The sequence below is a fragment of the Streptomyces sp. NPDC053513 genome (assembly GCF_044544765.1).
GTDB lineage: Bacteria > Actinomycetota > Actinomycetes > Streptomycetales > Streptomycetaceae > Streptomyces > Streptomyces litmocidini.
This window is the reverse complement of sequence record NZ_JBITXP010000006.1, coordinates 92533-118623: the sequence shown is the minus strand read 5'-3', so window position 1 is coordinate 118623 and position 26091 is coordinate 92533. Positions and strand designations below refer to the sequence as shown.

The window sequence follows — 26091 nt, the reverse complement described above, 5'->3', positions numbered from 1 at the left end:
GCGGCGGCCGTGGACCTGACCCTGCTCTACCGGGGCCCGCTCTCCTCCTGCGACTTCGACTGCCCGTACTGTCCCTTCGCCAAGCGCCGGGACAGCCGGGAGCAGCTGCGCGCGGACCGGGCGGCGCTCGAACGGTTCACCGGCTGGGCCGCCGCGCAGACCGGGGACCGGCTGCGGATCCTCTTCACCCCGTGGGGCGAGGGGCTGGTCCGCTCCTGGTACCGGCGGGCGCTGGTCGAGCTGTCCCGGCTGCCGCACGTGGAGCGGGTGGCGATCCAGACCAATCTGAGCTGCCGGACGGAGTGGCTGGCGGAGGCGGACCCGGAGAGCGTGGCCCTGTGGTGCACCTACCACCCGGGGCAGACCCCGTACGAGCGGTTCCTGGCGAAGTGCCACGAGCTGGCGGAGCGGGGCGTGCGGTACAGCGTCGGGGTGGTCGGTCTGCCCGAGCACCGGGAGCACGCCCGCCGGCTGCGGGAGGCGCTGCCGCCGCACGTCTACCTCTGGGTGAACGCGGCCGAGGGGCACGCGTACACCGACGCGGAGGCCGAGGGGTGGACGGAGCTCGACCCGCTGTTCCCGTACAGCCGACATCCGCACCGCTCGGCGGGGCTGCCCTGCCGCACCGGGGAGTCGGTGGTCTCGGTGGACGGTGAGGGGACGGTGCGGCGCTGCCACTTCGTCAGGGCCGAACTGGGGAACCTGTACGACGGTTCGTACCGTGCCGCGCTGCGTCCCCGCGCCTGCCCCCTCGCCGTCTGCGACTGCCACATCGGCTACGTCCACCTGGAGACGCTGCCGCTGTACGACGTGTTCGCCGGCGGGGTCCTGGAGCGGATCCCCGCCGCACCGCGAGCTACAGGGGCATGAGGTCGGGGCGCTTCGCCTCGACGTGGTCGCCGGAGCTCTCGCCGCGCAGCCGGCGCCCGATCCAGGGCACCAGGTACTCCCGGGCCCAGTGGATGTCGTCCTTGCGGACCTCCAGCGTGCCGCGCGGCGGGACCGGCGGCCAGGGCTGGTCCGGGTCGGCGGGCACGGGCAGGCCGATCACCTGGGCGGCGCGCAGGGCGACGCGGGTGTGTCCCTCCGGCGAGAGGTGCAGCCGGTCGTCGTCCCAGGCGCGCCGGTCCTGGACGGACTTCAGCGACCACAGGTCGAGGACCGGGCAGCCGTAGCGGTCCGCGACGGCCCGGACGTGGCCGTTGTAGGTGGCGATCTTGCCGCGCAGGTGCTTGAGGAGGGTCACGCCGCGGGTGTCGAAGCCGGTGGTCACCATGACGGTGCCGACGGCGGAGGTCAGGTCGGCGACGGCGCGCTCGAAGCGCTCGGCCACGTCGTCCGGGTCCGTCCCGGGGCGGATGATGTCGTTGCCGCCCGCGCAGAAGGTCACCAGGTCGGGGGCGAGTTCCTTCGCCCGCGGGACCTGTTCCGCCACGATCTGGTCGAGGAGGCGCCCGCGTACGGCCAGGTTGGCGTAGCGGAAGGCGTCGTGCTCCGGCAGCTGGTCGGCGAGCAGGACCGCGAAGCGGTCCGCCCAGCCGACGTACGTCCCGTCGGGGCCGGGGTCGCCGACGCCCTCGGTGAAGCTGTCACCGATCGCCGCGTACGACCCGAATGCGTTCTTGTCTGTTGATCTCGAATCGTCTGCCACGGGAGCACATCCTTCCTCTTCGGATGTGACCTACGCGACCGTAAGGAGGGGTTGACGGTGGGTGATATATGCCACCGATAAAGAATTTGCCAAAGCCGGAATACGCCGGGGCCCGGCACGTGAGTGCCGGGCCCCGGGTGCCGATGTGGCGTCAGATGCTCACGCCGTGCTGGCGCAGGGCGGCCAGCGGGTCGATGTCGGAGCCGTACTCCGGCCCGGTGCGCATCTCGAAGTGCAGGTGCGGGCCGGTGACGTTGCCGGTCGCGCCGGACAGGCCGATCTGGTCGCCGCCGCTGACGGTCTGGCCCGCGGAGACGGAGATCGAGGAGAGGTGGGCGTACTGCGAGAAGGTGCCGTCGGCGTGCTGGATGACGACCTGGTTGCCGTACGCGCCGCCGTCGCCGGCGGAGTAGACGGTGCCGGGGCCGACCGCGTGGACGGGGGTGCCGGTGGAGGCCATGAAGTCGACGCCGGTGTGGTAGCCGGAGGACCACATGGAGCCGGCCTGGTGGTACGGCGTCGACATGCCGGCGCCGGCGATCGGGGCGACCCAGCCGGAGGAGGAGGTCGTGCCGGCCGACGAGGACGGCGACGAGGTGGTGGCGGCGGGCGCGGCGGCCGGGGCCGAGGAGCGCTCGCTGCCGCGGGAGGCGCGGGGGGCGCTGTCGCCGTTCTTGCCGGAGCCCCACGAGCCCTGGTGGTCGGGCTTCGGCGCGGCGGTGTTCTTCGTGCCGAGGGTGAGCTTCGTGCCGGGCAGGATCAGCGAGGGGTCCGCGCCGATGACCCGGCGGTTGTCCTTGTACAGCTTCTGCCAGCCGCCCGCGAGGTGGTGCTCGGTGGCGATCTCCGAGAGGCAGTCGCCCCGGACGACGGAGTACGTCTTCGGCGCGGCCTTCGCGGTGGCGGGGGCGGCGGTCTGCACGTGGGCGACGGCCCGGGCGGGGGCGGCGGCCGGGGCGGCCTGCTCGGCGGCGTGGGCGCCGGTGGCTCCGAGGAGCGGGAGGGCGACGACGGCGCCACCGGTGCCGGCGGCGGCCATGCCGCGGGTCAGACGGTTGGACTTGGGGCGGCGGTGCTTACCCTTCGCGGGCATGGCGAATTCCTCTCCGGCGCCTGCGAGGTGAGCTGTCGGGTTCGGACTGGAGATGTCCGGCCGCGTGTTCACGCGACTTCACCCCGAGCCGTCCTTCTTCGAGGGATCGGCGACTTACCTGGGTCCCCCGCTCCTGCCTCGTACGGGTGAGTGCGGATTCCGGTCGGTGGCAGGATTCGGCGGTCCGTCCGGATTGAGCGCGACGCTAGACGAGGGGGGTCGGCGTGAACAAGCCGCAGTTTTCAAGTGCGCCGGGATTCTTCGGGATCCTGCTGATATCCGGCCGGAATTCCGGTCACCCTCCGTGGATGACGGTCCTTCGATCTCCTTTTCCCGGGGGGTATTTGGAAAAGACGATCAGGCACGGTCCGTCACGGTTATGACGCTGCTCACGCGCCGATTCCCATCTCCCATTCAACCGGGGCGGGTTATGTCGAACTCCCCAATACGGACAGATCACCCATTCCCGTCCGAGGGGGTGCGTGCCGGGGCTCCCAGCCGGGATGATTGCGCCAGAAACCGATCGACAGAACAGGAGCAGCCGTGACGCAGCAGCTGCCGCAGGTCCCGCCCGCCGAAGCCGCCGAGCCCGTACTGACGGAGGTCCGCAACTTCCGGGACGTGGGCGGCCTGCCGACGACGGACGGGCGCGCCGTCCGCCCCGGCCGCCTCTTCCGCAGCGGTCACCTCGCCCACGCGACGGAGGACGACGCCGCCTTCCTCGCCTCGCTGGGCCTGCACACCGTCTTCGACTTCCGCAACGAGTCGGACCGGAAGGTCGAGGGCGCGGACGTCGACCTGCCCGGCGTGCGGAACGTGAACATACCCCTCAACGACCCGGCCGACGGCAAGGAGTTCTGGAAGCTGGTGCGCGACGGCGAGATCGCACAGCTGCGGGAGGTCCTCGGCGACGGCAAGGCGGCCGCCCGCATGTCCGACTCGTACCGGAAGATGGTGATCGAGCGGACCGTGGAGCACAGCCGGATCCTGCACTCCATGGCGGAGGAGAGCGTCCCGGCGCTCATGCACTGCGCGGCCGGCAAGGACCGGGCGGGGCTCGCCGTCGCGATCACCCTGCTCGCGGTCGGCGTCGAGCGGGAGGCCATCGAGGCCGACTACGTGAAGTCGAACGCCCCGCACCGCCGCTACAAGGTGCGCCGCAGCTCCACCTCCCCGGACGCGATGTCGCCCGAGGTGATGGAGCTGCTGAGCCCGCTCTTCGACGCGCGGGTGGAGTACCTGCGGGCCGCCTTCGAGGCGATCGAGGCGACCTGGGGCTCGGTGGACGCCTACCTCGCGAAGGGTCTGAAGCTGGCCCCGGAGACCCGCGAGCGCCTGCGGGAGCAGCTGCTCACGGAGGCCTGAGGCCGCCTACTGGTTCTGCGCGCCCATCATGAAGAGCAGATAGAGGAAGCCGGCGAAGAGGTGGCCTGCGATCAGGTAGGCGAAGAGGCGCAGCACGAGCCCCTTGGGGAACTTGCCTTCACCGCGCTCCTCGCCGGTGACCGGTGCGGACTTCTCGGACATGTCGATCCTTTCTGGACGTCAGCGCCGGTGCGGGGTCCCGTCGCCGAGGCACAGCTCGGCGACGGGGCTCTGCATCAGGGTGTGGACGAAGAGCAGCTCGGCCCCGCCGGACGTGGCGGCGCCGATCCGGTGCGGGGTCAGCGAGTCGAAGTGCGCGCTGTCCCCGGGATCGAGGACGTGGACGGCCTCGCCGAGCGCGAGCCGGACCCGCCCCTCCAGGACGTGGATCCACTCCTCGCCGGGGTGGACGCGCACGATGTCGGCCCGGGTGGCGTACGGCACGTGGACCCGCAGGCACTGGAGGGCGCGCCCGGCGCCGCCCGCCTGGCGGTAGATCCAGCCGTCGGCCTCGACGGGTTCGGAGCGGTCGGCCCGGACGACGGGGTCGCGCTCGGGGGGCGCCTCACCCAGGAGCTCGGAGACCGTCGTACCGTAGATACGGGACAGGGCCAGCAGCATCGGCAGCGAGGGCTGCCGGTTCCCCGTCTCCAGGCGCGAGAGGTGGGCCGGCGAGAGGCCGGCCCGCTGGGCGGCGGCCTCCAGGGTGAGTCCGCGGCGGCGGCGCAGGGCCCGCAGCTGCGGGGCGACGTCGGGCAGGGCGTCGGAGGGGGCGGGGTCCGGGGAGGTGTCCCCGGGGACGTGGTCCATGCCTCCATTCCGCCAGGATCGTGCCTCTGAGGCAAGTTTCTTGCCTCAGAGGCAAAAACAACGTCGAGAACCGGTCAGCGCTGCGCGACCGCCTGCTTGACCAGCGTCTTTCCGAAGTCCCACATCAGTCCGCCGCCGCCGTGGGCGTCGTCCATGACCGCGGTGAAGGCGGTGACGAACCGGTCCACGTCCGCCTCGTCGATGATCAGCGGCGGGATCAGCTTGATCACCTCCAGGTGGTCCCCGGAGACCTGGGTGAGGATCCGGTGCCGCTGGAGCAGCGGGACGACGACCATCTGGGCGAAGAGACCCTTGCGGGCCGCCTGGAGCATCGTCCAGCGCCCGCGCAGTCCGAGCGAGGACGGCCGCCCGAACTCGATCCCGATCATCAGGCCGCGCCCGCGGATCTCGTGCAGCAGCTCGTACCGCGGCACGAGCTCCCGCAGACGACCGGAGAGCAGGTCGCCGATCCGGCGGGCGTGCGCGACGGTGCCCTCGTCCTCCATCACCGAGAGGACGGCGAGCCCGGCGGCCATGGCCTGGGCGTTCGACCCGAAGCTCGCCGAGTGGACCAGGACCCGGTCCATCGACGAGTAGACCTTCTTGAAGATCCAGTCCTTGCCGAGGGTGGCGCCGACCGGGACGTAGCCGCCGGAGAGCGCCTTGGCGACGCAGACCAGGTCCGGCTCGACGCCCTCCTCGTGCTGGTAGGCGTAGAAGTCGCCGGTCCGGCCGAGCCCCGTCTGCACCTCGTCCGCGACGAGCAGCGCGCCGTGCCGGTGCAGCAGCTCCTGGGCGTCCCGGAGGAAGCCCGGGGGCGCCGCGTGGACGCCCTTGCCCTGGATGGGTTCGACGACGAAGGCGGCCACGTCGCCCCTGCGCAGCTCCCGCTCCAGGGCGTCGAGGTCGCCGAGGGCGATCGCGGTGTCCGGCAGGAGCGGGTCGAAGCCCTCCCGGAAGCCCTGCTCGCCGTTGACGGAGAGGGAGCCGGTGGTGAGCCCGTGGAAGGCGTGGTGGCAGTAGAGGACCCTCGGCCGCCCGGTGGCGTACCGGGCGAACTTGAGGGCGGTCTCCACGGCCTCGGTGCCGCTGTTGCCGAAGAAGACCCGGTCGAGGTGGGGGCTGTGGGTGAGCAGCTTCTCGGCGAGGAGGCCCGGCAGCGGCTGGCAGTCGAAGCGGGTGAGGTCGGCGAGCCGGGCGTCCAGGACGTCGTGGAGGGCCTTGCGGACGACGGGGTGGTGCCGTCCGAGACCCATCACGCCGAAGCCGGCGAGCATGTCGAGGTGGTCGACGCCGTCGGCGTCCCAGAAGTGGGCGCCCTCGGCCCGCTCGTAGACCTTGTCGAAGCCGATGGTGTGCAGCATGCGCGGCAGCTGGGGATTGAGGTACCGGGCGTGCAGCTCGTACCGCTCGGCGCCGCGCTCGGAGAGCAGCGCCCGCAGGTCGAACCCGCCGGTCATGACGGGGTGTTCCCGGAGACGGTCTCCCGGATCGCGCGCAGGGACTCCTTGAGGGAGCCCATGGTGGCGAGGACGGCGGTGGGCTCGTAGCCGCAGTGCGCCATGCAGTTGGCGCAGCGCGGGTCCTTGCCGCGGCCGTACTTGTCCCAGTCGGTGTCCTCGACGAGCTCGCGGTACGTGGGGACGTATCCGTCGCTCATCAGGTAGCAGGGTCGCTGCCAGCCGAAGAGCGAGTAGTTGGGAATGGCCCAGGCGGTGCAGGGGAAGTCGGCCTTTCCTTCCAGGAAGTCCAGGAAGAGCGGCGAGTGGTTGAGCCGCCAGCGGCGCCTGTTGCCGCCGGCGAAGGCCTTCCTGAAGAGCTCGCGGGTCTGCTCGACGCCGAGGAAGTGCTCCTGGTCGGGAGCCTTCTCGTAGGCGTAGGCGGGCGAGATCATCATTTCGTCGACCTGGAGGTCGTCGTTGAGGAAATTGAGCACCTCGATGACGGTCTGCGGGGTGTCGGTGTTGAAGAAGGTCGAATTGGTGGTGACCCGGAAGCCGCGCCGCTTGGCCTCCTTGATGGCCGCCACCGCCTCGTCGAACACGCCCTCCTTGGCGACGGACTCGTCGTGCCGTTCCCGCAGGCCGTCGATGTGGACGGCGAAGGCGAAGTACGGGGAGGGGGTGAACTTCTCCAGCTTCTTGCGCAGCAGCAGCGCGTTGGTGCAGAGGAAGACGTACTTGCGCCGGTCCACCAACTGGCGCACGATCTCGTCGATCTGAGGATGCATCAGGGGCTCGCCGCCCGCGATGGACACCATGGGCGCGCCGGACTCCAGGACCGCGCCGACCGCCTGGGCGACCGGCATGCGCTGCTTGAGGACACCCGCCGGGTGCTGGATCTTTCCGCAGCCCTCGCACTTGAGGTTGCAGGCGTAGAGCGGCTCCAGCTCGACGATCAGCGGGAACTTGTCCCGCTTGCGGAGCTTCTGTTCGAAGAGGTAGGTCCCGACCCGGATGGACTGACGGAGCGGCATGGCCATAACTCGTTCACCTCCTGGGGAGCAGCAAAGAACGGTGCCATTCGAAGAAAGCGGGAAGGACGGCACGAAGAACACGGAAGGCTGATATTCCCCCGCGTACCGTGCCGATCCGGACCAGTTCATGTTCCGGAGCGTCCACGACCACCCGGACGGCCGCAACCGGGCGGGGTCCGCACGACGTCGCGGTACGGAGCGTGGCGGCGGACTCCATGTCGACGGCGATCGCGCCGCCGGCGGCCAGCGCGGCCCGCTCGGGGCCGCGCACCACGTGGTCGGAGCCGATCAGCGGCCCGGTGTGGACGGCGTGCCGGGGCACCGCCTTGGTCAGGGCCTTCACCAGGAGCTCGGTCCCGGTGCAGAGGGTCGTGCCGTCGGGCCCGCGGGTCTCGTCGGCGACGATCAGGTCCCCCGGGTGCATGCCCGGCGCGAGGCCCGCGCAGAAGCCGGAGGCGATCACCGCGGCGTCCCGCCGGGGCTCCTCGCCGAGGACCCGGGACACGGCCCGCCGGGCCCGGTCCGGGCCCATGCCGGTGCGCAGCACGGTCACCGGGCCGGACGCGCCGCCCCGCTCCCCGCTACGCAGGGCGAACTGCTCGATGCCGAGCGCGCAGGCGATCAGCAGCGGCGGGCCGGCACCCGGGCCGGGCTCGCGGCCCATCAGTCCGCCTTGCGCGGCGCGGGGTCGCCGTGCACGTAGCGGCCGAGTGCCGTGAGCGGGAACACCTGCCGGTAGAGGTGGTAGTTGATGGAGAAGTCCCAGGGGAAGCCGGTGCCGGTGAAGTGCGGCTCGTCCCAGGAGCCGTCCTCCCGCTGGCTCTCGGCCAGCCAGGCGACGCCCCGGCGGACGGGCTCGGAGTCGCGCTCGCCGGCGGCGAGGAGGGCGATCAGCGCCCAGGCCGTCTGGGAGGCGGTGGAGGGGCCGCGCCCGACCCACTCCTCCTCCTTGTACGAGCGGAGGTCCTCGCCCCAGCCGCCGTCGTCGTTCTGCACGGTCGCGAGCCAGGCGACGGCCCGGCGGATCGCCGGGTGGGAGGCCGGCAGGCCGGCGGCGGCGAGCGCGGGGAGCACCGAGCCCGTGCCGTACACGTGGTTGACGCCCCAGCGGCCGAACCAGGCGCCGTTGGGCTCCTGTTCGGCGAGCAGCCACTCGATGCCCCGGCGGGCGCGCGGGTCGTCGGCCATTCCCTCGTACGCGAGCATCTCCACCACGTGGGCGGTGACGTCGGCGGAGGGCGGGTCGATGACCTCGCCGAAGTCGCAGAACGGCAGCTTGTTGGGGAAGGCGCTGGTGTTGTCGGCGTCGAAGGCCCCCCAGGCGCCGTTGCGCGACTGCATGCCGAGCGTCCAGCGGGCGCCGCGGGCGACGGCCGCCTCCACCCGGGCGGGGTCGGGGTGCTCGACCCGGCGCAGGGCGAGCAGGACCTCGGCGGTGTCGTCGATGTCGGGGTAGTTGTCGTTGTGGAACTCGAACGCCCAGCCGCCCGGCGGGAGTCCGGGCCGGCGCACCGCCCAGTCGCCGGTCCGGGTGATCTCCTCGTCGAGCATCCAGTCCACGGCCTTCACGAGCGCCGGATGGTCGGGGCGGAGGCCCGCGTCGGCGAGGGCGATGGTGGCGAGGCAGGTGTCCCAGACGGGCGACTGGCAGGCCTCGATCATCCGCGAGCCGTCCTCGCGCCAGACGGCGAACCGGTCGAGGGACTCCAGGCCGGCCCGCATGACCGGGTGTCCGAGGTCGTAGCCGAGGAGGTGGAGGGCGATGACCGAGTAGACGGCGGGGGGCTGGATGCCGCCCCAGCAGCCGTCGTTCTCCTGGCGCTCGACGATCCACCGGGCGGCGACGTTCATGGCCGTCCTGCGCAGTCCGCGCGGGGCGAAGCGGTGGTAGACGTGCAGTGCCTTGTCGAGCCGCTGGAAGATCCCGTCCCAGCCGGTGGCCGGGGCGAGCGGCCGGGGCGGGTTCGGCCGCGCGGGGTCGGTGTGCAGTTCGTCCAGGGGGAAGGGCGCGGGCCGGACCGGGCGCTTCGCGGAGACCACGGTGAGCGGCACGATCGTCTGCCGGGCCCAGCAGCCGAAGTCGTAGATGTTGAGCGGGAACCACTTCGGCAGGAAGATCAGCTCCGGCGGCAGCTCGGGCAGGTCCTCCCAGCGCCACCAGCCGAAGAGGGCCAGCCAGATCCGGGTGAAGACCCGGGTGGCGGCGATCCCGCCCCGGGCGCGGACCCAGGCGGAGGCGCGGACCATGTGCGGGGCCTCGGGCGGGTCTCCGGCGAGCCGCAGGGCCACGTAGGCCTCGACGGTGGCGGAGAGCTCGCCGGGCCCGCCGTAGAAGGTGGCCCAGGCGCCGTCCTCGCCCTGTCCGCGGCGGATGTGGAGGGCGGCGGCGCGGGTGGTGTCGGCGTCGAGGATGCCCAGGAACTGGCGGAGGAGCAGGTCCTCGGCGTCCATGGTGACGTTGGTCTCCAGGTCGCCCTTCCACCAGCCGGCCGGGTCCTGCCGGGCGAGCAGGTGCTCGACGGCCCGTTCGACGGCCCGCGCGGCGGTGCCGTCGAGGCCGAGGGCGCCGGGGGCGGTCCCGCCGGGGACCGGGCCGGCGGCCGGGGCGGCCCCGTCCGGCCCGGGCGCGCCGGGCGCAGCCGTGGCACCGGTGTCGTTCGTCTTGCTGGCCGCGGCTGCCCGGGGGCCCACGGCCCCGGCGCTTCCGTCGGTCGTCGCTGTCATGGCTTCCCCTTCGTGCAGTCGGTTTCTTCTGCTCCTGCGGGTCTGCCGTCGGCCGGCGCCGGATGGCACCGGCCGGCGACTGCGAACTCATATCAGGGTGATGGTGATCATCTCTTCCGTACGACCACGAAATCGGCCAGTGCGACGAGCTGGTCCCGCACCCGCGCCGGCATGTCCACCTCGTTCAGCGCCGCGATCGCGATCGCGTGCTGGCGGCGGGCCTCCTGGGAGGTCCACTCGCGTCCTCCGGCCTCCTCGATGAGGGCCGCGCGGGCGGCGAACTCCTCCTCGGAGAAGGTGTCGAAGTCGATGGACTTGGCGTCCGCGGCGAGCAGCTCGCCGAGCCGCTCGGAGGCCGGGCCGCCCGCGGCGAGGGCGGCGACGACCGGCAGGGACTTCTTGCGCTGCCGCAGGTCGCTCCAGGTCTGCTTGCCGGTGGCCTCCGGGTCGCCCCAGATGCCGAGCAGGTCGTCCACGGCCTGGAAGGCGAGGCCGAGGTGGTAGCCGTACTCCTCCAGCTTGTCGGCGGTGCGGTCGTCGGCCCCGCCGAGGACGGCGCCGATGGAGACCGCGCAGGCGAGCAGGGCGCCCGTCTTGTTGCCCTCCATCTCCAGGCACTCCTCGACGGTGACCCGCTCGCGGTGCTCATAGGAGATGTCCTGGGCCTGGCCGTCGATGAGCTTGCGGCTGGCCGTGGTCAGTCGGCGGGTGGCGCGGCCGGCCTCGACGGTGCCGATCTCGAGGAGGATCTCGTTGGCCAGGGCGAAGAGGGCGTCGCCGACGAGGATCGCCTGCGCGGGGCCGTGCACCTTCCACACCGTGTCGCGGTGGCGGCGCTGCTCGTCGCCGTCCATCAGGTCGTCGTGGAGCAGCGAGAAGTTGTGCACGAGCTCCACGGCGACGGCGCCGGGGATCCCGACCTCGGGCGCGGCGCCCGCGGCCTCGGCCGACAGCAGGGCGAGCGCCGGGCGGACGGCCTTGCCGCCGTCGCCGTCGGCGGGGTTGCCCTGCGCGTCGATCCAGCCGAAGTGGTAGGCGGCCACGGTGTCCATGGGCGGCGCGAGGCGGTCGACGGCCGCCCGCAGTACGGGGGTGGACAGGGTCCGCCCCCGCTCCAGCAGTGCGGACACGTCCGCGGTGTCGACGGCCGGATGTTCCGGCGGCGCTGTCGGCACGGTCTCTCCTCTTGTTCCGGTACTCACACTCATACCGCCTCCTGCAGCGGATGGTCATGGCGGCGGCCGAGGGCGGAGAGCGCGGCGCCCGCGGCGCTGAATCCGCTGCGGACTGCACCCTCCATGGTCGCGGGCCAGCCGGTGGCGGTCCAGGCCCCGGCCAGGTACAGCCCCGGGGCCCTGGTGCGGGCGCCGGGCCGGAGCCGGCCGACGCCCGGGGTGGGGGCGAACGTGGCCGTCCGCTCCCTGGTGACGAAGAAGTCGCGGATCCCGGCGCCGCGGGCGGCGGGCAGGAGCCGCTCCAGCTCAGGGAGGTACTTCGCGCGCAGGGCGGCGACGGGCTCGTCGATCTCGTCCTGGGCGGCGGACTGGGAGACGGCGAGGTACTGGCCCCCGCCGGTGAGTCCGGAGGAGTCCGTGCGGTCGAAGACCCACTGCACCGGCGAGCCGAGCGTGGTGAAGAAGGGTCGCTTCAGCACCTTGCGGTCGTAGACGACGTGCAGGTTGAGGATGGGGGCGGTGTCGATGTCGAGGAGCCGGTCGGGGTCGTCGAGGGCGCCCTCGGGGAGCAGGCCGTGGGTCTCCTGCTGCGGGACGGCGAGGACGACGGCGTCGGCCTCGATCCGCTCCCCCGGCACGTCGACGGCCCAACGTCCGTCGTCGGTACGGGAGATCCGCTCGGCCTTGGCGCGGAGCAGGGTGCGGACGCCGAGGGCGTCGAGCTCCTTCGCGGCCCGGGTGTCGTGGAGTTCGCCGAGCGGGACGTGGGCCCAGCCGATGTCGGCGGCGCCGGGCTCGGAGAGGAGCCCGGTCTTGAAGACCATCGCGGCGAGCCCCATGGCGGCCCGGGGGGCTGGGGCGTTGAGGGTGGGGATGCCGACGAGGTCCCAGAGGGCCTCCACGGCCCGCGGGGACTGTCCGTGCCGGCCGAGCCAGGTGGCGAAGTCGATGCCGTCGAGCGCCGGGTCGGCGGGGTCGAGCTTCTTCAGGGCGAGCGCGGCCCGGCCGACGGAGGCGCGTTCGGCGAGGGAGAGGTGCGGGTACGTGGCGAGGCTGCGCGCGAGGTGCAGCGGCACGGGGAGCTCGTCGCGGCGGATCCGGCCGAGCCGGGGGCCGCGGGGGTGCGCGACGTCGAGGACGGGGACGTCGAGGCGGTCCTGGAGGGGGGCGAGGCGGGCGCCGTCGACCCGGTCGAGGAACCAGCGGTAGGCAGTGCAGCAGCGCAGGTAGACGTGCTGGCCGTTGTCGACGGTCAGGTCGCCCCGGCGGAAGGAGAACGCGAGGCCGCCGAGCCGGGGCCGGCCTTCGAGCAGGGTGACGCGGACGCCGCTCTCGGCGAGCCGGAGCGCGGTGGTGATCCCGGCGAGCCCGCCCCCGACGACGACGGCCCGGTGCTGCGAACCACCGGTGCCGGTGCCGGAGCCTCCGGCAGGGGCACCCGCAGCGGTACGGGAGCCGGTGCCGGTGCCTCCGGCAGAGGCGTCCGCACCGGTACGGGAGACGGACCCGGTGCCGCCGGCAGGCGCATCAGCGCCCGTACGGGAGACGGATCCGGGCCCGGAGACGGACGCATCCGCACCGGTACGGGAGACGGAACCCGTGCCGTACCCGGTCCCGGAGCCGGACCCGGCGTCGTCGACGGCCCCGCCCGGACCGGTGCCGGTGGCCGCCGCACCCCGGCGGGTGCCGGAGACGGGTCCGGCGGGTGCCGGAGCGGTGTCCCCGGCGGGCGGGCCCGGCGGGGTGGTCCGCTCGGTTTCCTCGTGGTTCACGCCGCCTCCGTTCGGGTCGTCGTCGCGGTCGGATTCGGGGGTGCCTCGGGCAGGGACGCCGGGGCGGCGTCCGGGGTTGCCCGCAGGAGGGACGGGCGCATCAGGCGCGCCTCCTGACCGTGCGCCGGGCGATGTGGCGGGTGTCGAGGCCGGAGAGGCCGCGCACCGCGACGTACGCCTTCTCGCGGCCCGGCAGCGAGACGCGGCCGCGCAGGACGGCCTCGGGGTCGCGCTCGATCCGGTCGAGGAGGCGCCGGTAGATGCCGGCCATGGCGGCGACGCAGGCACCGCTGCGCCGGTCGAGCATCGGCAGGAGCCGGTAGCCCTCGGCGAACAGGGCGCGGGCGCGCCGCACTTCGAAGTGGACGAGGCCGGCGAAGTCGGCCCCGGACGCCGGGGTCTCGCTGTGGAAGCCGTCTCCGCAGCCGAACTTGGCGAGGTCGTCGGCGGGCAGGTAGGTGCGCCCGTTCCCGGCGTCCTCGCGTACGTCCCTGAGGATGTTGGTGAGTTGGAGCGCGAGGCCCAGGGTGTCGGCGTACTCGGGCGCCCGGTCGGCGCCCTGGGCGCCGGGCTGGGTGCCGAAGACGCCGAGGGAGAGCCGGCCGATGGCGCCGGCGACGCAGCGGCAGTAGACCTTGAGGTCGTCCCAGGTCTCGTAGGCCTCGCCGCGCACGTCCATGAGGACGCCGTCGATGAGCTCGTCGAGGCCGCCGAGCGGGATCGGGAAGCGGCGGGCGGAGTCGGCGAGGGCGACGGCGACGGGGTCGGTGTCGTCCTCCTCGACCAGGCCCTTGCGGATGCGGTCGAGGACGTCGCGGGTGGCTTCGAGCCGCTCCCGCTTCTCCTCGGGCGCGAGCGTGCCGTCGCCGATGTCGTCGACGCGCCGCGAGAAGGCGTACAGCGCGGACATCGCCTGTCGCTTCTCGGCCGGGAGCAGCCTGATCCCGTAGGCGAAGTTGCGGGCCTGCTGTCCGGTGACCGCCTCGCAGTAGCTGTAGGCGGCCTGGACCGGTGCGGACGGCTGGTGCTGGGCCTCCACGGTCGCGCTCACCCCTCTCTCCGCGCCCGGAGCAGAACCGCTCCCGCCTGGCGCATCAGGCTCGGCTTGGTGGCCTTCGGTGGGCCGGTCAGCACGTCGTACCCGGCGTCGGTGATCGCGTCGAGCGCCGCGAGTCCCCCGCCGGTGAAGCCGGCGAGGAGGACGCGGAGCCGTCCGTGGACGCTGCCGACGAGGGGGGTGCCCGCGTGGAGGAGCGCGCGGGCCCGCTCGGCCTCGAAGGCGATCAGGGCCCGCACGGAGGCGCCCGCGGTGGGCGCGGCGAGGTCGCGCTCGGTGACGTGGAAGCGCTTCAGGTCCTCGGCGGGGAGGTAGATCCGGTCGCGGGCGAGGTCCTCGGCGACGTCCTGGAGGTGCTCGACGATCTGCAGGGCGGTGCAGATCTCGTCGGAGCGGCGGATCCGCTCGGGGGTGTCGGTGCCGGTGAGGGCGAGGACGAGCCGGCCGACGGGGTTGGCGGAGAGCTCGCAGTACGCGAGGAGGTCGTCGTACGTCTCGTAGCGGCGGACCAGCTGGTCCTGCCGGTTGGCGGCGATCAGGCCGAGGAAGGGCTCGGGGGTGAGCCCGCGGCGCCGGACGGTCGGCTGGAGGGCGCGCAGCAGGGGGTGGTGGGGGGTGGAGTCGAAGACCCGCCGGAGGTCGGTCTCCAGGGCGTCGAGGAGGGCGACCCGGTCGTCCGCGGCCTCGGGGCCGACGCCGAGGTGACGGGCGTCGGCGCCGCCGGGGGCGAGGTCGCCGTCGCCGATGTCGTCGACGAGCCGGGCGAATCCGTAGACGGCCATGAGGTCGTCGCGCCAGGCGCGGGGCAGGAAGAAGGGGGCCACGGGGAAGTTCTCGTCCGCGGCCTTGCCGAGTGTGGTGCGTGAGGAGGCGTCGGTGCGCGCCTGCCGGGTCTCCGTCACTGGGCGCTTCCTGACGGAGGGACGGCGACACCCTCGTGGAGCTGGAGATTCTGCGTCATGGCCGTCACGTCTCCCGTTCTACACTGCCGATCCAATCCATCCTATTTCGGACACGCCGCCGACCCCTGACCGTAGGTCCGCCACCCGCGGGCCCGACGGCCGCGGGTACCGCCCTACTTGCCGCGAAACAGACCGGTCCAGCTTACGTTGTACGACGACCTTCGCCATTCCGGGGTGGCGGGCGTCGCGCGCCGCGTCCGCACGGAGTTCACGGTGGCCGTCAACGCCCTCGCCCGGCAAGGGAGTTCGGGATCAGCCGACCGTCGCCCCGGAGACCACCATCGCGAGGGTCGCCTCGACGACGACGCCGCGGCCCTGGGCGGAGAGGCGACGGAGAGGCCCGTCGACCAGGAGGAGTGACAGTCCGTGCACGGCCGACCACGCGGCGGCGGCGGTGGCGGGGCGGCCGCCGGGCCGTGCGGCGCCCTGCCGGGCGAGCGCTTCGAGCGCCTCCCTGAGCAGGGCGAACGCCCGGATCTCGGGTTCGGCGGGCGGCCGGACGGGCACGGGCTCGTCCGCGGCGGGGCGGGGGACGCAGAACGCGGCCCGGTAAAGACCGGGCTGCTCCACGGCGAAGCCGACGTATCCCCGGCAGAGGGCGGTGACCCGGCGCTCGGCGGCGAGGCCGGGGTCGTCGGCGCCGGGCTCGCGGGCGGCGGCCCGCTCCATGGCGGCGGCGAGTTCCCGCCGGGCGTGGGCCCGGACGGTCCTGAGGAGTTCGCCGCGCCCGTCGAAGTGCCGGTAGGCGGCGGTGGGCGAGACGCCGACCCGGCGGGCCGCCTCGCGCAGGACGACCCGCTCGGGTCCTCCTTCGGTGGCGAGGTCGACGGCCGCGCAGATCAGCGCGTTGCGCAGATCGCCATGGTGGTAGGTCTTTCCCGCCGAGGTCGCTGCCATGGACGTATCCTGCCCGAAGTTAACCGCATGAACATTCCAGGTGGGGGAGCGACGCGCGGGAACCGGAAGAGCCCCTACCGGATGAATCGATCCGGCAGGGGCTCCTGGGCCTCGGGCCTCAGCGCGCGGTCTCCCGCTCGTACGCCTTGAGGACCTCCTCCGTGGGGCCGTCCATCAGGAGCTGCCCCTTCTCCAGCCAGAGCACCCGGTCGCAGGTGTCCCGGATGGACTTGTTGCTGTGGCTCACCAGGAAGACCGTGCCGGCCTCCTTGCGGAGCTCGCGGATGCGCTCCTCGGAACGGATCTGGAACTTGCGGTCACCGGTCGCGAGCGCCTCGTCGATGAGGAGGACGTCGTGGTTCTTGGCGGCCGCGATGGCGAAGCGGAGCCGGGCGCCCATGCCGGAGGAGTACGTCCGCATGGGGAGGCTGATGAAGTCGCCCTTCTCGTTGATGCCGGAGAAGTCGACGATGTCCTCGTAGCGGGAGCGCACCTCCTCGCGGCTCATGCCCATGGCGAGGCCGCCCAGGATCACGTTGCGCTCGCCGGTGAGGTCGTTCATGAGGGCCGCGTTGACGCCCAGGAGCGAGGGCTGCCCGTCGGTGTAGACCTTGCCGCTCTCGGTGGGAAGCAGGCCGGCGATCGCGCGCAGCAGCGTGGACTTGCCGGAGCCGTTGGTGCCGATGAGGCCGATGGCCTCGCCCCGGTAGGCGGTGAAGGTGACGCCGCGGACGGCGTGGACCTTGCGGACGCCCCGGGAGACCTCCGCCTTGCCCCGGCCGACGATCCGGCTGAGCGCCGCCGTGGCGCTGCCCTTGCCGCCGCCTCCGGTGTTGACCCGGTAGACGATGTGGACGTCGTCGCAGATGACGGTGGGGACGCGGTCCTGGTTGGTGTCAGCCACGGCCGTACTTCTCCTCTGCCTTCCAGAAGTAGACGAACCCGCCGATGCCGAAGACGAGGGCCCAGGCGAGGGCGGTCATCCAGACGTGCGACGGCAGGTTCTCGGCGCCGTAGCCCTCGATGAGGGAGTAGCGGATCAGGTCCATGTAGACCGCCGCCGGGTTGTACATGAGGACGTCGGCGATCCACGCCGGCTTGTCCGCCAGCATGGCCTGGATCGAGAACATCACGCCGGACGCGTACATCCACGTGCGCATGACGAACGGCATCAGCTGGGCGAGGTCGGGCGTCTTGGCGCCCATCCTGGCCATGATCAGGGCCAGCCCGATGTTGAACACGAACTGCAGGATCAGCGCCGGGACCAGCAGCAGCCACCGGAGGGAGGGGTAGCTGCCGAAGGAGATCGCGACCGCCACGAGCACGATCATCGAGAACAGCAGCTGCTGGAGCTGCTGGAGCGAGAAGGAGATCGGGAGGGTGGCGCGCGGGAAGTGCAGGGCCCGGACCAGGCCGAGGTTGCCCGAGATGGCCCGGACGCCCGCCATCACCGAGTTCTGGGTGAAGGTGAACACGAAGATGCCGGTGACCAGGAACGGGATGTAGACGTCCTCGCTCAGGCCCTTACCGGCGCCGAGGATCAGCCCGAAGATCAGGTAGTACACCAGGGCGTTCAGCAGGGGGGTCGCCACCTGCCACACCTGGCCCAGCTTCGCCTGGCTGTACTGGGCGGTCAGCTTCGCCGAGGAGAAGGCCAGGATGAAGTGGCGACGGCTCCACAGATCGCGGACGTACTCGAACAGGCCGGGCCGGGCACCGCTGACGGCGAGGCCGTACTTCGCGGCGAGGGCGGCCGGCTCCAGGCCCTCGTCGACGGAGGACGGAGGCGCGCTCGTCGCGACCGCCCCGCCCAGGTGTGTGTCACTCACAGTCGAAACTTTCGTGTTCAAGATGCGCGGCACGTGGAGTACCACGATGTCAGACGACCGGGGGGCGACCCAGCCGGGTCAGGCGCCACACCGTACGCCACCTCATGGGGCGGCGCGGTCCGCAGGGGGTCGTCCAGCCCGCGCGGAATCCGCCGAGCCACGCCTTCAGCGCGGAGGGCGAGGGCCGCCGGGCCAGCGTGAGCAGGAGCCAGACGCCGAGGTAGACCGGCACCAGGGGCGCGGGCAGATTGCGACGTGCCAGCCACACTCGGTTGCGGGCCACGTTGAAGTGGTACGAGGCGTGCCGGGACGGGGCTGTGGTGGGGTGCAGCAGCACCATGTCGGAACGGTAGTCGATCATCCAGTCGGCGTCGAGCGCGCGCCAGGCGAGGTCGGTCTCCTCGTGCGCGTAGAAGAACTCGTCCGGCAGGCCGCCGACTTCGGCGAAGACCTTGGTGCGGACGGCGTTGGCGCCGCCGAGGAAGGTGGTCACCCGCGAGGAGCGCATCGGGTCGGCCGAGCGGAGCCGCGGCACGTGCCGGCGCTGGGTGGCCCCGGTCTCCGGATCGGCGATCCGGAAGCTGATGATGCCGAGGCGCGGGTCGGCGGTGAAGGCCTGCCGGACCAGTTCGACGGTGTCCCGGTGGGCGAGCAGCCCGTCGTCGTCGAGGAAGAGGAGGACGTCGACGTCGGTGCCGCCGGGGCCGAAGGCCTCGATGCCGACGTTCCGGCCGCCGGGGATGCCGAGGTTCTCGGGCAGGTCGACGGTCCGCACCCAGTCGGGCACCCCGGTGACCGGGGTGCCCTGACCGACGACGACGACCTCGACGGGGTCGCCCTCCTGCGCGGCGACCGAGTCGATGAGCGCGCGCAGGTCGTCGGGGCGGGTGCCCATCGTGATGATGACGGCACCCACCCTGAGCGGCGTGCTCACGGCCGGCCTCACTTCAGCCTGCTGGAGACCATGATCGACACGAGGTGCAGCACGGTCTGGAGCAGTGCGATGCCGGCGAGGACGGCGACACCGAGCCGGGAGAAGAAGAGGTCTCCCCTGGCCTGGTCCGCGATCGCCAGGACCACGATGAGCAGCGAGGCCTCGATGCCGAGGACGAGCCGGTGGAACTTGAGCGCGGCGGCGGCCCGGCGGGCCAGCGCCATGCCGGAGGAGCGCGGCTCGGACGCCGCCTCCTTGACCGGCGGCAGGCCGCCCTGGTGGCGGGCGACGCCGACGAGGTCGGTCTCGGCCTTGATCAGGATGGCGCCGAGCGCGGCGAGCGTGCCCAGGAAGGCCCACAGCCAGTCGATCCGGCCCGAGCCCCACAGGTCGGCGGCGCGCAGTCCGAAGCCGACGAGGACGGCCGCGTCGCACAGGTAGGCGCCGACCCGGTCCAGGTAGACGCCGGCCAGCGAGTACTGCTTCTTCCAGCGGGCCACCTCGCCGTCGACGCAGTCGAGCAGCAGGTAGAGCTGGACCATGAGCGCGCCGAGCAGCGCCCCCGGGATCCCGGGCACCAGCAGGGCCGGTGCGGCGAGGACGCCCGCGAGCGTCATGACGTACGTCAGCTGGTTCGGCGTGACGCTGGTGCCGACGAGCTGTCGGGTGATCCTGAGCGAGATCTCCCGCATGTAGAGGCGGCCGCCCCAGTGCTCACCGCTCCGCCGGTCCTTCACGCCCGGGGGGTGGACGACCGGGCGGAGCTCCGCCACCGAGGGCTTCCGCACCGGACGGGCCTCAGCTACCGATGGATTTGGCATAGTCGGCGTACGCGTCCCTGATCTCGTCGTCGGACAGGTCGAGGTGTTCGAGGATGGTGAAGCGGCCCGGCCGGGTCTGCGGGGCGAAGGACACCGCCCGGACGAACTCGTCCGCGGTGAAGCCCATCTCCTCCGACAGGACGGGCAGCCCGTGCCGGCGGAGGGTCTCGACCATCAGGGCGGACGCGTCGCGGTCGCCGCGCAGGTGCATGGCGAAGGCCGCGCCGAGACCGCACTGCTCGCCGTGGCTGGCGGCGCGGGCCGGGAAGAGCAGGTCGAAGGCGTGGCTGATCTCGTGGCAGGCGCCCGAGGAGGGACGGCTGTCACCGCTGATCGACATGGCGATGCCGGACATCACCAGGCCCTCGGAGAGGGTCACGAGGAAGTCGTCGTCGCCCACGCCGCCGGGGTGGCGGAGCACGGCCTCGCCGGCGCTGCGGGCCATGGCGGCCGCGAGGCCGTCGACCGGCTCGCCGGTCTCGCGGTGCGAGAGCTCCCAGTCCGCGATGGCGGAGAGGTTGGAGATCGCATCGCCGATGCCGGAGCGGACGTAGCGCACGGGGGCGTCCCGGATCACGTCGAGGTCGATGACCAGCGCGATCGGGGTGGGGACGCCGTACGAGCCGCGGCCGTTGTCGTTGTCCAGGGTGGAGATCGGCGAGCAGATCCCGTCGTGCGACAGGTTGGTGGCGATGGCCACCAGCGGCAGCCCGACCCGGGCCGCCGCGTACTTGGTCACGTCGATGATCTTGCCGCCGCCGAGGGCGACCACGGCGTCGTACCGCTTGCCGCGCATGGCGTCGGCGAGCTTCACGGCCTCGTCGATCGTGCCGCCCGATACCGGGTACCAGTCGGCGCCGGGCAGCTCGGGGGCGAAGTGGTCACGCAGCTTGAGGCCCGAGCCGCCGCTGATGGCGACGGCGATCTTGCCGTTGCTGGAGATCCGCTGGTCCGCGAGGAGCGCGGACAGGTCGTCCAGCGCTCCCCGGCGGATGTCGACGACGACCGGCGAGGGGATCAGCCGGGTCAGTACTGGCACGCGATCTCACGGCCCTTCGCGAGGTCGTCGTGGTTGTCGATCTCGACCCACTTGACGTCGCCGATGGGGGCCACGTCGACGGTGAAGCCGCGGTTGACGAGCTCCTGGTAGCCGTCCTCGTAGTAGAGGTCGGGGTCGCGCTCGAAGGTGGCCTTGAGGGCGTCGGCGAGCTCCTCGGCGGCCTCGGCCTCGATGAGGGTGACGCCGATGTACTCACCGGTGGCGGTGGCCGGGTCCATCAGCTTGGTGATGCGCTGGACGCCCTTGCCCTCGGCGGTGATGACCTTCATCTCCTCGTCGGCGAGGTTCTTCACCGTGTCGAGGGCGAGGATGATCTTCTGGCCGTTGCCGCGGGCGGCGAGCAGCGTCTTCTCGACGGAGACCGGGTGGACGGTGTCGCCGTTGGCGAGGATCACACCGCGCTTGAGGACCTCACGGGCGCACCACAGGGAGTAGGCGTTGTTCCACTCCTCGGCCTTGTCGTTGTCGACCAGGGTGATCTGGAGGCCGTACTTGGCCTCCAGGGCCTCCTTGCGGTCGTAGACGGCCTCCTTGCGGTAGCCGACGACGATCGCGACCTCGGTGAGGCCGATCTCGGCGAAGTTCTTGAGGGTGCCGTCGAGGATGGTCAGCTCGTTCTCGGTGCCCTCGCCGGACACGGGCACGAGGGCCTTCGGAAGCGTCTCGGTGTAGGGGCGCAGACGCCGTCCGGCACCGGCTGCCAGTACGAGGCCGATCATGCTGTTTCTCCTTCGTCGTGAACGGCGGGTGCTCCGGAGGAGACCCAGAAGCGGATGGACTCCACGAGCACCACCAGCGCGACGGCGACCGCGAGCGCGGTCAGTGCCAGGGTGAAGTCGTCGCCGCGGGTCGCCGACAGGGCGGCGAGGACGGTCACCAGGAGCGTGCGCCCCTCGTGTCCGCCGGTGACGCGCACCAGCCAGGCGGGCGGCGCGCCGGTGCCTCCGCGAATGCGGTACACCGTGTCGTAGTGATGGTAGGCGACGGCCGCGACCAGCCCGAATGCGGCGGGGAGCGCCTGTGGGGCGTCGGAGCGGGCCGCGAGCACGAGGACGGTGGTGTACTCGGCGGCGCGGAAGAGCGGGGGCACGAGCCAGTCGAGGGCGCCCTTGAGGGGGCGGGCGACGGCGGCGCCGGCGAAGATCGCGTACATGGCCGCGGCGACGACGGTGCCGCCGTCCCCGAACGGGCGACCGAGGACCGCGGGAAGCAGCACGCCCGTGGCGATCAGTGCGAGAACGAAGCCGGGGAGCAGCTGGAGTCCGGCGCGGCCGAAGAGCCGGCCCGCGAGCCCGGCCAGCGGACCCGAGTCCGTGAGGTCCGCCAACGCCTGGGCGGCCCGGTCCGTGCGCTTGGCCTTGCGGGTCAGGGAGCGCAGGACGCGGCCCGCCGTGGTGTAGCAGGCGCCGAAGGCGCAGCCGACGATCAGGGCCCAGAAGACGATCCGGGGGCTGGTGGCCGCCGTGAGGACGGCGATCATCGCCCAGCGCTCGCCGATCGGCAGGATGATCATGCGGCGGGCCCAGACCGTCCAGCCGACGCTGTCGAGCCTGCTGGAGAGGGCCAGGCTGGTCTTGGCCGCGGTGCCCGTGCTCTCGGCGTTCGCCTCGTTGAAGGAGAAGTCCACGACGTGCCGGCAGGTCATGAGGACCATCGCGCCGAGGGCGAGCGCCCAGACGTCGTCGCCGTTGCGGGCGGCGCCGAGGGCCAGGCCCGCGTAGAAGGCGTACTCCTTGGCCCGGTCGAAGGTCGCGTCGAGCCAGGCGCCCATCGTCGAGTACTTGAGCGCGTAGCGGGCGAGCTGCCCGTCGGTGCAGTCGAGGACGAAGGAGACGATGAGGAGGACGCCGGCGGCGACGTAGCCGCCGCGGACGCCGGTGGCCGCGCAGCCGGCCGCGATCAGCGCGGTGAGCAGCGAGGCGGTGGTGACCTGGTTCGGGGTGAGGCCGCGGCGCGCGCACCAGCGGGCGATGTAGCGCGAGTACGGGCTGATGAAGAAGGTGGTGAAGAAGCCGTCGTGCGCCTTGACGGCCGAGCGCAGGCGGACGGCCTCGTCGTCGACGGCGTCGACGGCGGCGCGGGCCGCGTGGCGGGCCTCCGCGTCGGTGGGCACGGTGGCGACGAGGGTGCCGAGCTGGGGCCGGTGCACGGCGACGCCGTCGGCGTCGAGGGCCTCGGCGAGGGAGTCGGTGAGGCCGTGCGCGTCGGTGAGCGTGCCGTTGCCGGTGGCCCCGGCGGTCGTGGAGACCGTCTCCAGGGCGCGGGCGAGCGCGGGGCGGGCCTCCCGCTGGGCGGTGAGCGCGCCGGGGGCGGCGGCCGCCGGGAAGCGGGGGTCGGTCAGGGCGAGGCGCAGCGCGTGCAGGTGACCGACGAACCGGGGGTCGACGAGCGCGACGCGCTCGCCCGCCGGGACGGCGGCCAGCAGGACGCGGGCCTCCTCGGTGCCGGAGGCGATCCGGACGTCGAAGCCGAGCGACCGCAGATCACCGTCGAGCGAGGATCCGGGTGCCGGCGGGCCGGTGAGGATGGCGGTCGACAGACGAACTCACTCCTTGGAGCTGACGGAGGGGCCGGCCGGGCCATGGCGGTCCCGGCGCGGCGGTGCGGCCCGGCACCGGGCGGCGACACGTCGGCTGAGGCTATCGGATGAACGGAACGCGATTTCACCGAGGCTTCGCCGACAGGACTCCCCCGGGACCGTCCGTGTCCGTCCGGGTGCGCCGCGTTCCGCGGAGATCATCATGGGCGATCGGCGGCCCGCCCCACAAACCCCTTCGCCCAAGGCCGGTGGCGCGGCCTCTCGTTCCGACGTCGTCGCAGGTCAGAGCATATGACAACGGTGTTCACTACCGTGTTGCACATACCCCCCACCCGTAGTTCACTTGCGCATCGGGGCACACACACGACACGACCGGGAGGCCTTGTCATGGGGGCTGGACACGATCACGGGCACAGCCACGGCGGCCCGCCGCCCACGGGCACGGCGGCCGCCGCGTACAAGAACCGGCTGCGGATCGCACTCGGCATCACGCTCTCCGTGATGGTGATCGAGATCGTCGGCGGTCTGGTCGCCGACTCGCTCGCCCTGATCGCGGACGCGGCGCACATGGCCACCGACGCGGTCGGCCTCGCGATGGCGCTCCTCGCCATCCACTTCGCGAACCGTCCCCCCTCGGGGAACCGCACCTTCGGGTACGCCCGGGCCGAGATCCTGGCCGCGCTCGCCAACTGTCTGCTGCTGCTCGTCGTCGGCGGGTACGTGCTGTACGAGGCGGTCCAGCGGTTCATCGAGCCGGCCGAGACCAAGGGCGGCCTGGCGATCGCGTTCGCGGTGATCGGCCTGGTGGCCAACGTGATCTCGCTGTCGCTGCTCATGCGGGGCCAGAAGGAGAGCCTCAACGTGCGCGGGGCGTACCTGGAGGTGCTCGCGGACGCGCTGGGTTCGGTCACCGTGATCGTCGCGGCCGCGATCATCCTGGCGACGGGCTGGCAGTACGCGGACCCGATCGCCTCGATCGTGATCGGTCTGATGATCGTGCCGCGCACGGTCAAGCTGCTGCGCGAGACCCTGGACGTCCTCCTGGAGGCGGCGCCGAAGGGCGTCGACATGGCGGAGGTGCGGGCGCACATCCTGGCCCTGCCGGGCGTCGAGGACGTGCACGACCTGCACGCCTGGACGATCACCTCGGGGATGCCGGTGCTCTCCGCGCACGTGGTCGTCGACCAGGACGCGCTGGACTCGGTCGGGCACGAGAAGATGCTGCACGCCCTGCAGGGCTGCCTGGGCTCGCACTTCGACGTGGAGCACTGCACCTTCCAGCTGGAGCCGGCCGGGCACGCGGAGCACGAGGCGAAGCTCTGCCTCTGAGCGACCCCCTGCTGTTAGTCTCGTCGTACGAACGTGTGGGGAGAGGAGCTGAGGTTGATGACCGTCGCGATGGAGGCTGCCCCGAGCGGCAGCACCCGGTCGTCCCTCAGCCTCCGGGTCTCCGGCTGACCTGATCCCGGTCCTTCCACCGGTACGTCACGTCGTCGGCCGGGGCCCTTTCACCCCAAGGGTTTCCACGTTGTCCGACAACGCTCTGCACGACTCCTTCTTCGCCCTGCACCACGGCCTGCCGCGGCAGGGCCCCGGCTCCGACGCCACCACCCGTCGGCTCCTCGCGCTCTCGGGCCGCCTTCCGGAGCGCCCGCGCGTGCTCGACCTGGGCTGCGGCCCGGGCCGCTCCGCGCTGCTCCTGGCCGCCGAGGCCGGCGCCGAGGTGACCGCCGTCGACACGCACGAACCGTTCCTCGCGGAGCTGCGGGAGGCCGCCGCCGCCCGTGGGCTCGACGGCGCGATCCGCACCGTGAACGCCGACATGCGCGCGCTGCCGTTCCCCGACGGCTCCTTCGACCTGGTCTGGGCGGAGAGCTCGGTCTTCGTCCTCGGCTTCGACCGGGCGCTGGCCGCATGGCGCCGACTGCTGGCCCCCGGGGGCACGCTGGTGCTCACCGAGTGCGTCTGGACCACCGAGGAGCCGGGCCCGGCGGCCCGCGCCTTCTGGGAGGAGCACTACGTCCTCCGTACCGTCGCCGGGAACGCGGCGGCGGCCGTGGCGGCCGGCTACCACGTCCTGGGGACCGTCCCGCAGCCCGAGAGCGACTGGGACGAGTACTACGTCCCGCTCGCCGCGCACGCCGACGCGGCGGACACCACCGTGCCCGGCATGGCCGAGGCGGTGGCGGGGGCCCGCGCCGAGATCGCGCTGCGGCGCGGGCACGGCTCCGACTACGGGTACGCCGGCTTCGTCCTGCGGGCCGCCGATCCGCGCTGGCGCACCCGGCCGGAGACCGGGGCGGACGCGGCGGAGATCCGGCGGGTCGTGGCCACGGCCTTCGGGTCGGGGGCCGCGTCCTCGGGGACGGAGGCCGAGCTGGTCGACGCGCTCCGGCGCGACGACGCCTGGCTGCCGGGCCTGTCGTACGTGGCCGAGGCCCCGGACGGCACGGTCGCGGCGCACGCGCTGATCACCCGGTGCCTGGTGGACGGCGTCCCCGCGGCCGCGCTGGCCCCGGTCTCGGTGGCACCCGCCCACCAGCGGACGGGGGCCGGGCAGGCCGTCGTCCGGGCGGTGCTGGACGCGGCGCGGCTGCGGGGAGAGTCGCTCGTGCTCGTCCTGGGCCATCCGGAGTACTACCCGCGGTTCGGGTTCGTACGGGCGTCCGAGTATGGAATCAAGCCAGGTTTCGAGGTCCCGGACGAGGCGATGATGGCGCTCGTCCTGGACGCTTCCGCCCCCGTGCCTCGGGGCACACTCGTCTATCCGGCACCTTTCGGGGTGTAGTGCCCCTTCGGACCCCTCCCGCTCCTGCCGCACCGCTTGTACTCCGGTGCGGTGGGAGCGGCCACGTCCGGACGACGAAGTGCGGACAAGCCGGTTTTGTACGGCACACTGTGGGGGCCCCACCGGGCCGAGGACCGA

General features: G+C 72.6%; 24 protein-coding genes and 1 riboswitch. Of the genes, 4 read left to right on the top strand and 20 right to left on the bottom strand.

Going from position 1 to position 26091, the window contains the following annotated elements; translation table 11 throughout:
- The first annotated feature begins 9 nt into the window (after window positions 1–9).
- The gene (locus tag ACIGW4_RS12780; protein ID WP_123456332.1) at window positions 10–870 is read left to right on the top strand and encodes an STM4011 family radical SAM protein; all 861 of its coding nucleotides are present in this window, start codon (window positions 10–12) and stop codon (window positions 868–870) included.
- Here the strand turns inward: ACIGW4_RS12780 and ACIGW4_RS12775 are convergent.
- Both ACIGW4_RS12775 and ACIGW4_RS12770 read right to left on the bottom strand, forming a co-directional pair.
- Window positions 857–1651 carry an SGNH/GDSL hydrolase family protein gene (locus ACIGW4_RS12775; protein WP_123456331.1) on the bottom strand — a complete coding sequence of 265 codons (795 nt, stop codon included), beginning with the start codon at window positions 1649–1651 and terminating at the stop codon, window positions 857–859. The two genes, ACIGW4_RS12780 and ACIGW4_RS12775, sit on opposite strands and share 14 nt — an antisense overlap.
- Window positions 1652–1802: 151 nt before the next feature.
- A complete protein-coding gene (locus tag ACIGW4_RS12770; protein ID WP_123456330.1) occupies window positions 1803–2744 on the bottom strand; it encodes a M23 family metallopeptidase in 942 nt (313 codons plus the stop codon).
- Window positions 2745–2748: 4 nt separating this feature from the next.
- A riboswitch (cyclic di-AMP (ydaO/yuaA leader) is annotated at window positions 2749–2936 on the bottom strand.
- Between the two features lie 351 nt (window positions 2937–3287).
- Between ACIGW4_RS12770 and ACIGW4_RS12765 the strand changes: the two genes are divergently transcribed.
- Entirely contained in the window at window positions 3288–4109 is an 822-nt protein-coding gene (locus ACIGW4_RS12765) for a tyrosine-protein phosphatase (protein WP_398709435.1), read from the top strand.
- A gap of 6 nt (window positions 4110–4115) precedes the next feature.
- Here the strand turns inward: ACIGW4_RS12765 and ACIGW4_RS12760 are convergent, their stop codons facing one another.
- From ACIGW4_RS12760 to ACIGW4_RS12675, 18 genes are all read right to left on the bottom strand, one after another.
- Window positions 4116–4271, bottom strand: coding sequence for a DUF6126 family protein (locus tag ACIGW4_RS12760; protein WP_185094682.1), 156 nt, complete (start codon window positions 4269–4271; stop codon window positions 4116–4118).
- A gap of 18 nt (window positions 4272–4289) precedes the next feature.
- Entirely contained in the window at window positions 4290–4919 is a 630-nt protein-coding gene (locus tag ACIGW4_RS12755) for a helix-turn-helix domain-containing protein (protein WP_359590560.1), read from the bottom strand.
- Between the two features lie 74 nt (window positions 4920–4993).
- A complete protein-coding gene (locus tag ACIGW4_RS12750; protein WP_123456327.1) occupies window positions 4994–6379 on the bottom strand; it encodes an aspartate aminotransferase family protein in 1386 nt (461 codons plus the stop codon).
- Window positions 6376–7401, bottom strand: coding sequence for an adenosyl-hopene transferase HpnH (gene hpnH / locus ACIGW4_RS12745; RefSeq protein ID WP_123456326.1), 1026 nt, complete (start codon window positions 7399–7401; stop codon window positions 6376–6378). The genes ACIGW4_RS12750 and hpnH overlap by 4 nt, the downstream gene beginning before the upstream one ends.
- A 7-nt stretch (window positions 7402–7408) precedes the next feature.
- A complete protein-coding gene (locus ACIGW4_RS12740) occupies window positions 7409–8059 on the bottom strand; it encodes a 1-hydroxy-2-methyl-2-butenyl 4-diphosphate reductase (RefSeq protein ID WP_123456325.1) in 651 nt (216 codons plus the stop codon).
- Entirely contained in the window at window positions 8059–10119 is a 2061-nt protein-coding gene (shc, locus tag ACIGW4_RS12735) for a squalene--hopene cyclase (RefSeq protein ID WP_399580123.1), read from the bottom strand. Before shc ends, ACIGW4_RS12740 begins: the two co-directional genes overlap by 1 nt.
- A gap of 107 nt (window positions 10120–10226) precedes the next feature.
- A complete protein-coding gene (locus tag ACIGW4_RS12730; RefSeq protein ID WP_359590558.1) occupies window positions 10227–11327 on the bottom strand; it encodes a polyprenyl synthetase family protein in 1101 nt (366 codons plus the stop codon).
- On the bottom strand, window positions 11324–13066 hold the full coding sequence (hpnE, locus tag ACIGW4_RS12725; protein ID WP_399580120.1) for a hydroxysqualene dehydroxylase HpnE: 1743 nt from the start codon (window positions 13064–13066) through the stop codon (window positions 11324–11326). Before hpnE ends, ACIGW4_RS12730 begins: the two co-directional genes overlap by 4 nt.
- Window positions 13067–13166: 100 nt before the next feature.
- A complete protein-coding gene (gene hpnD / locus ACIGW4_RS12720) occupies window positions 13167–14117 on the bottom strand; it encodes a presqualene diphosphate synthase HpnD (RefSeq protein ID WP_123456322.1) in 951 nt (316 codons plus the stop codon).
- On the bottom strand, window positions 14114–15025 hold the full coding sequence (gene hpnC, locus ACIGW4_RS12715; RefSeq protein WP_398709452.1) for a squalene synthase HpnC: 912 nt from the start codon (window positions 15023–15025) through the stop codon (window positions 14114–14116). The genes hpnD and hpnC overlap by 4 nt, the downstream gene beginning before the upstream one ends.
- A gap of 312 nt (window positions 15026–15337) precedes the next feature.
- Window positions 15338–15982 carry a TetR/AcrR family transcriptional regulator gene (locus tag ACIGW4_RS12710; RefSeq protein ID WP_123456320.1) on the bottom strand — a complete coding sequence of 215 codons (645 nt, stop codon included), beginning with the start codon at window positions 15980–15982 and terminating at the stop codon, window positions 15338–15340.
- Window positions 15983–16100: 118 nt separating this feature from the next.
- Window positions 16101–16886 (bottom strand): ABC transporter ATP-binding protein, encoded by a 786-nt coding sequence (locus tag ACIGW4_RS12705; RefSeq protein WP_123456319.1) that lies wholly within the window; start codon window positions 16884–16886, stop codon window positions 16101–16103.
- Window positions 16879–17811 (bottom strand): ABC transporter permease, encoded by a 933-nt coding sequence (locus tag ACIGW4_RS12700; RefSeq protein WP_123456318.1) that lies wholly within the window; start codon window positions 17809–17811, stop codon window positions 16879–16881. The genes ACIGW4_RS12705 and ACIGW4_RS12700 overlap by 8 nt, the downstream gene beginning before the upstream one ends.
- A 49-nt stretch (window positions 17812–17860) precedes the next feature.
- The gene (locus ACIGW4_RS12695) at window positions 17861–18706 is read right to left on the bottom strand and encodes a glycosyltransferase family 2 protein (protein WP_123457584.1); all 846 of its coding nucleotides are present in this window, start codon (window positions 18704–18706) and stop codon (window positions 17861–17863) included.
- Window positions 18707–18753: 47 nt separating this feature from the next.
- Window positions 18754–19533 (bottom strand): CDP-alcohol phosphatidyltransferase family protein, encoded by a 780-nt coding sequence (locus ACIGW4_RS12690; RefSeq protein WP_123456317.1) that lies wholly within the window; start codon window positions 19531–19533, stop codon window positions 18754–18756.
- 10 nt (window positions 19534–19543) lie between these two features.
- Window positions 19544–20605, bottom strand: a complete 1062-nt coding sequence (locus ACIGW4_RS12685; protein WP_123456316.1) for an iron-containing alcohol dehydrogenase family protein — start codon at window positions 20603–20605, stop codon at window positions 19544–19546.
- Window positions 20593–21345 (bottom strand): sugar phosphate nucleotidyltransferase, encoded by a 753-nt coding sequence (locus tag ACIGW4_RS12680; protein ID WP_123456315.1) that lies wholly within the window; start codon window positions 21343–21345, stop codon window positions 20593–20595. Before ACIGW4_RS12680 ends, ACIGW4_RS12685 begins: the two co-directional genes overlap by 13 nt.
- Window positions 21342–23165 (bottom strand): DUF5941 domain-containing protein, encoded by a 1824-nt coding sequence (locus ACIGW4_RS12675; RefSeq protein WP_399580375.1) that lies wholly within the window; start codon window positions 23163–23165, stop codon window positions 21342–21344. Before ACIGW4_RS12675 ends, ACIGW4_RS12680 begins: the two co-directional genes overlap by 4 nt.
- 387 nt (window positions 23166–23552) lie before the next feature.
- Here ACIGW4_RS12675 and ACIGW4_RS12670 point away from each other — a divergent pair, with 387 nt between their 5' ends.
- Both ACIGW4_RS12670 and ACIGW4_RS12665 read left to right on the top strand, forming a co-directional pair.
- Entirely contained in the window at window positions 23553–24494 is a 942-nt protein-coding gene (locus ACIGW4_RS12670; protein ID WP_123456313.1) for a cation diffusion facilitator family transporter, read from the top strand.
- Window positions 24495–24693: 199 nt separating this feature from the next.
- Window positions 24694–25953, top strand: a complete 1260-nt coding sequence (locus tag ACIGW4_RS12665; protein WP_399580113.1) for a GNAT family N-acetyltransferase — start codon at window positions 24694–24696, stop codon at window positions 25951–25953.
- The last annotated feature ends 138 nt before the right edge of the window (window positions 25954–26091 follow it).

What these genes read in the sequence shown, in the direction of transcription:
- ACIGW4_RS12770 (WP_123456330.1), bottom strand. Translation starts at nt 2,744, where the DNA reads ATGCCCGCGAAGGGTAAGCACCGCCGCCCCAAGTCCAACCGTCTGACC.
- ACIGW4_RS12760 (WP_185094682.1), bottom strand. Translation starts at nt 4,271, where the DNA reads ATGTCCGAGAAGTCCGCACCGGTCACCGGCGAGGAGCGCGGTGAAGGC.
- ACIGW4_RS12755 (WP_359590560.1), bottom strand. Translation starts at nt 4,919, where the DNA reads ATGGACCACGTCCCCGGGGACACCTCCCCGGACCCCGCCCCCTCCGAC.
- ACIGW4_RS12750 (WP_123456327.1), bottom strand. Translation starts at nt 6,379, where the DNA reads ATGACCGGCGGGTTCGACCTGCGGGCGCTGCTCTCCGAGCGCGGCGCC.
- hpnH (WP_123456326.1), bottom strand. Translation starts at nt 7,401, where the DNA reads ATGGCCATGCCGCTCCGTCAGTCCATCCGGGTCGGGACCTACCTCTTC.
- ACIGW4_RS12740 (WP_123456325.1), bottom strand. Translation starts at nt 8,059, where the DNA reads ATGGGCCGCGAGCCCGGCCCGGGTGCCGGCCCGCCGCTGCTGATCGCC.
- shc (WP_399580123.1), bottom strand. Translation starts at nt 10,119, where the DNA reads ATGACAGCGACGACCGACGGAAGCGCCGGGGCCGTGGGCCCCCGGGCA.
- ACIGW4_RS12730 (WP_359590558.1), bottom strand. Translation starts at nt 11,327, where the DNA reads ATGAGTGTGAGTACCGGAACAAGAGGAGAGACCGTGCCGACAGCGCCG.
- ACIGW4_RS12710 (WP_123456320.1), bottom strand. Translation starts at nt 15,982, where the DNA reads ATGGCAGCGACCTCGGCGGGAAAGACCTACCACCATGGCGATCTGCGC.
- ACIGW4_RS12695 (WP_123457584.1), bottom strand. Translation starts at nt 18,706, where the DNA reads ATGGGCACCCGCCCCGACGACCTGCGCGCGCTCATCGACTCGGTCGCC.
- ACIGW4_RS12680 (WP_123456315.1), bottom strand. Translation starts at nt 21,345, where the DNA reads ATGATCGGCCTCGTACTGGCAGCCGGTGCCGGACGGCGTCTGCGCCCC.
- ACIGW4_RS12670 (WP_123456313.1), top strand. Translation starts at nt 23,553, where the DNA reads ATGGGGGCTGGACACGATCACGGGCACAGCCACGGCGGCCCGCCGCCC.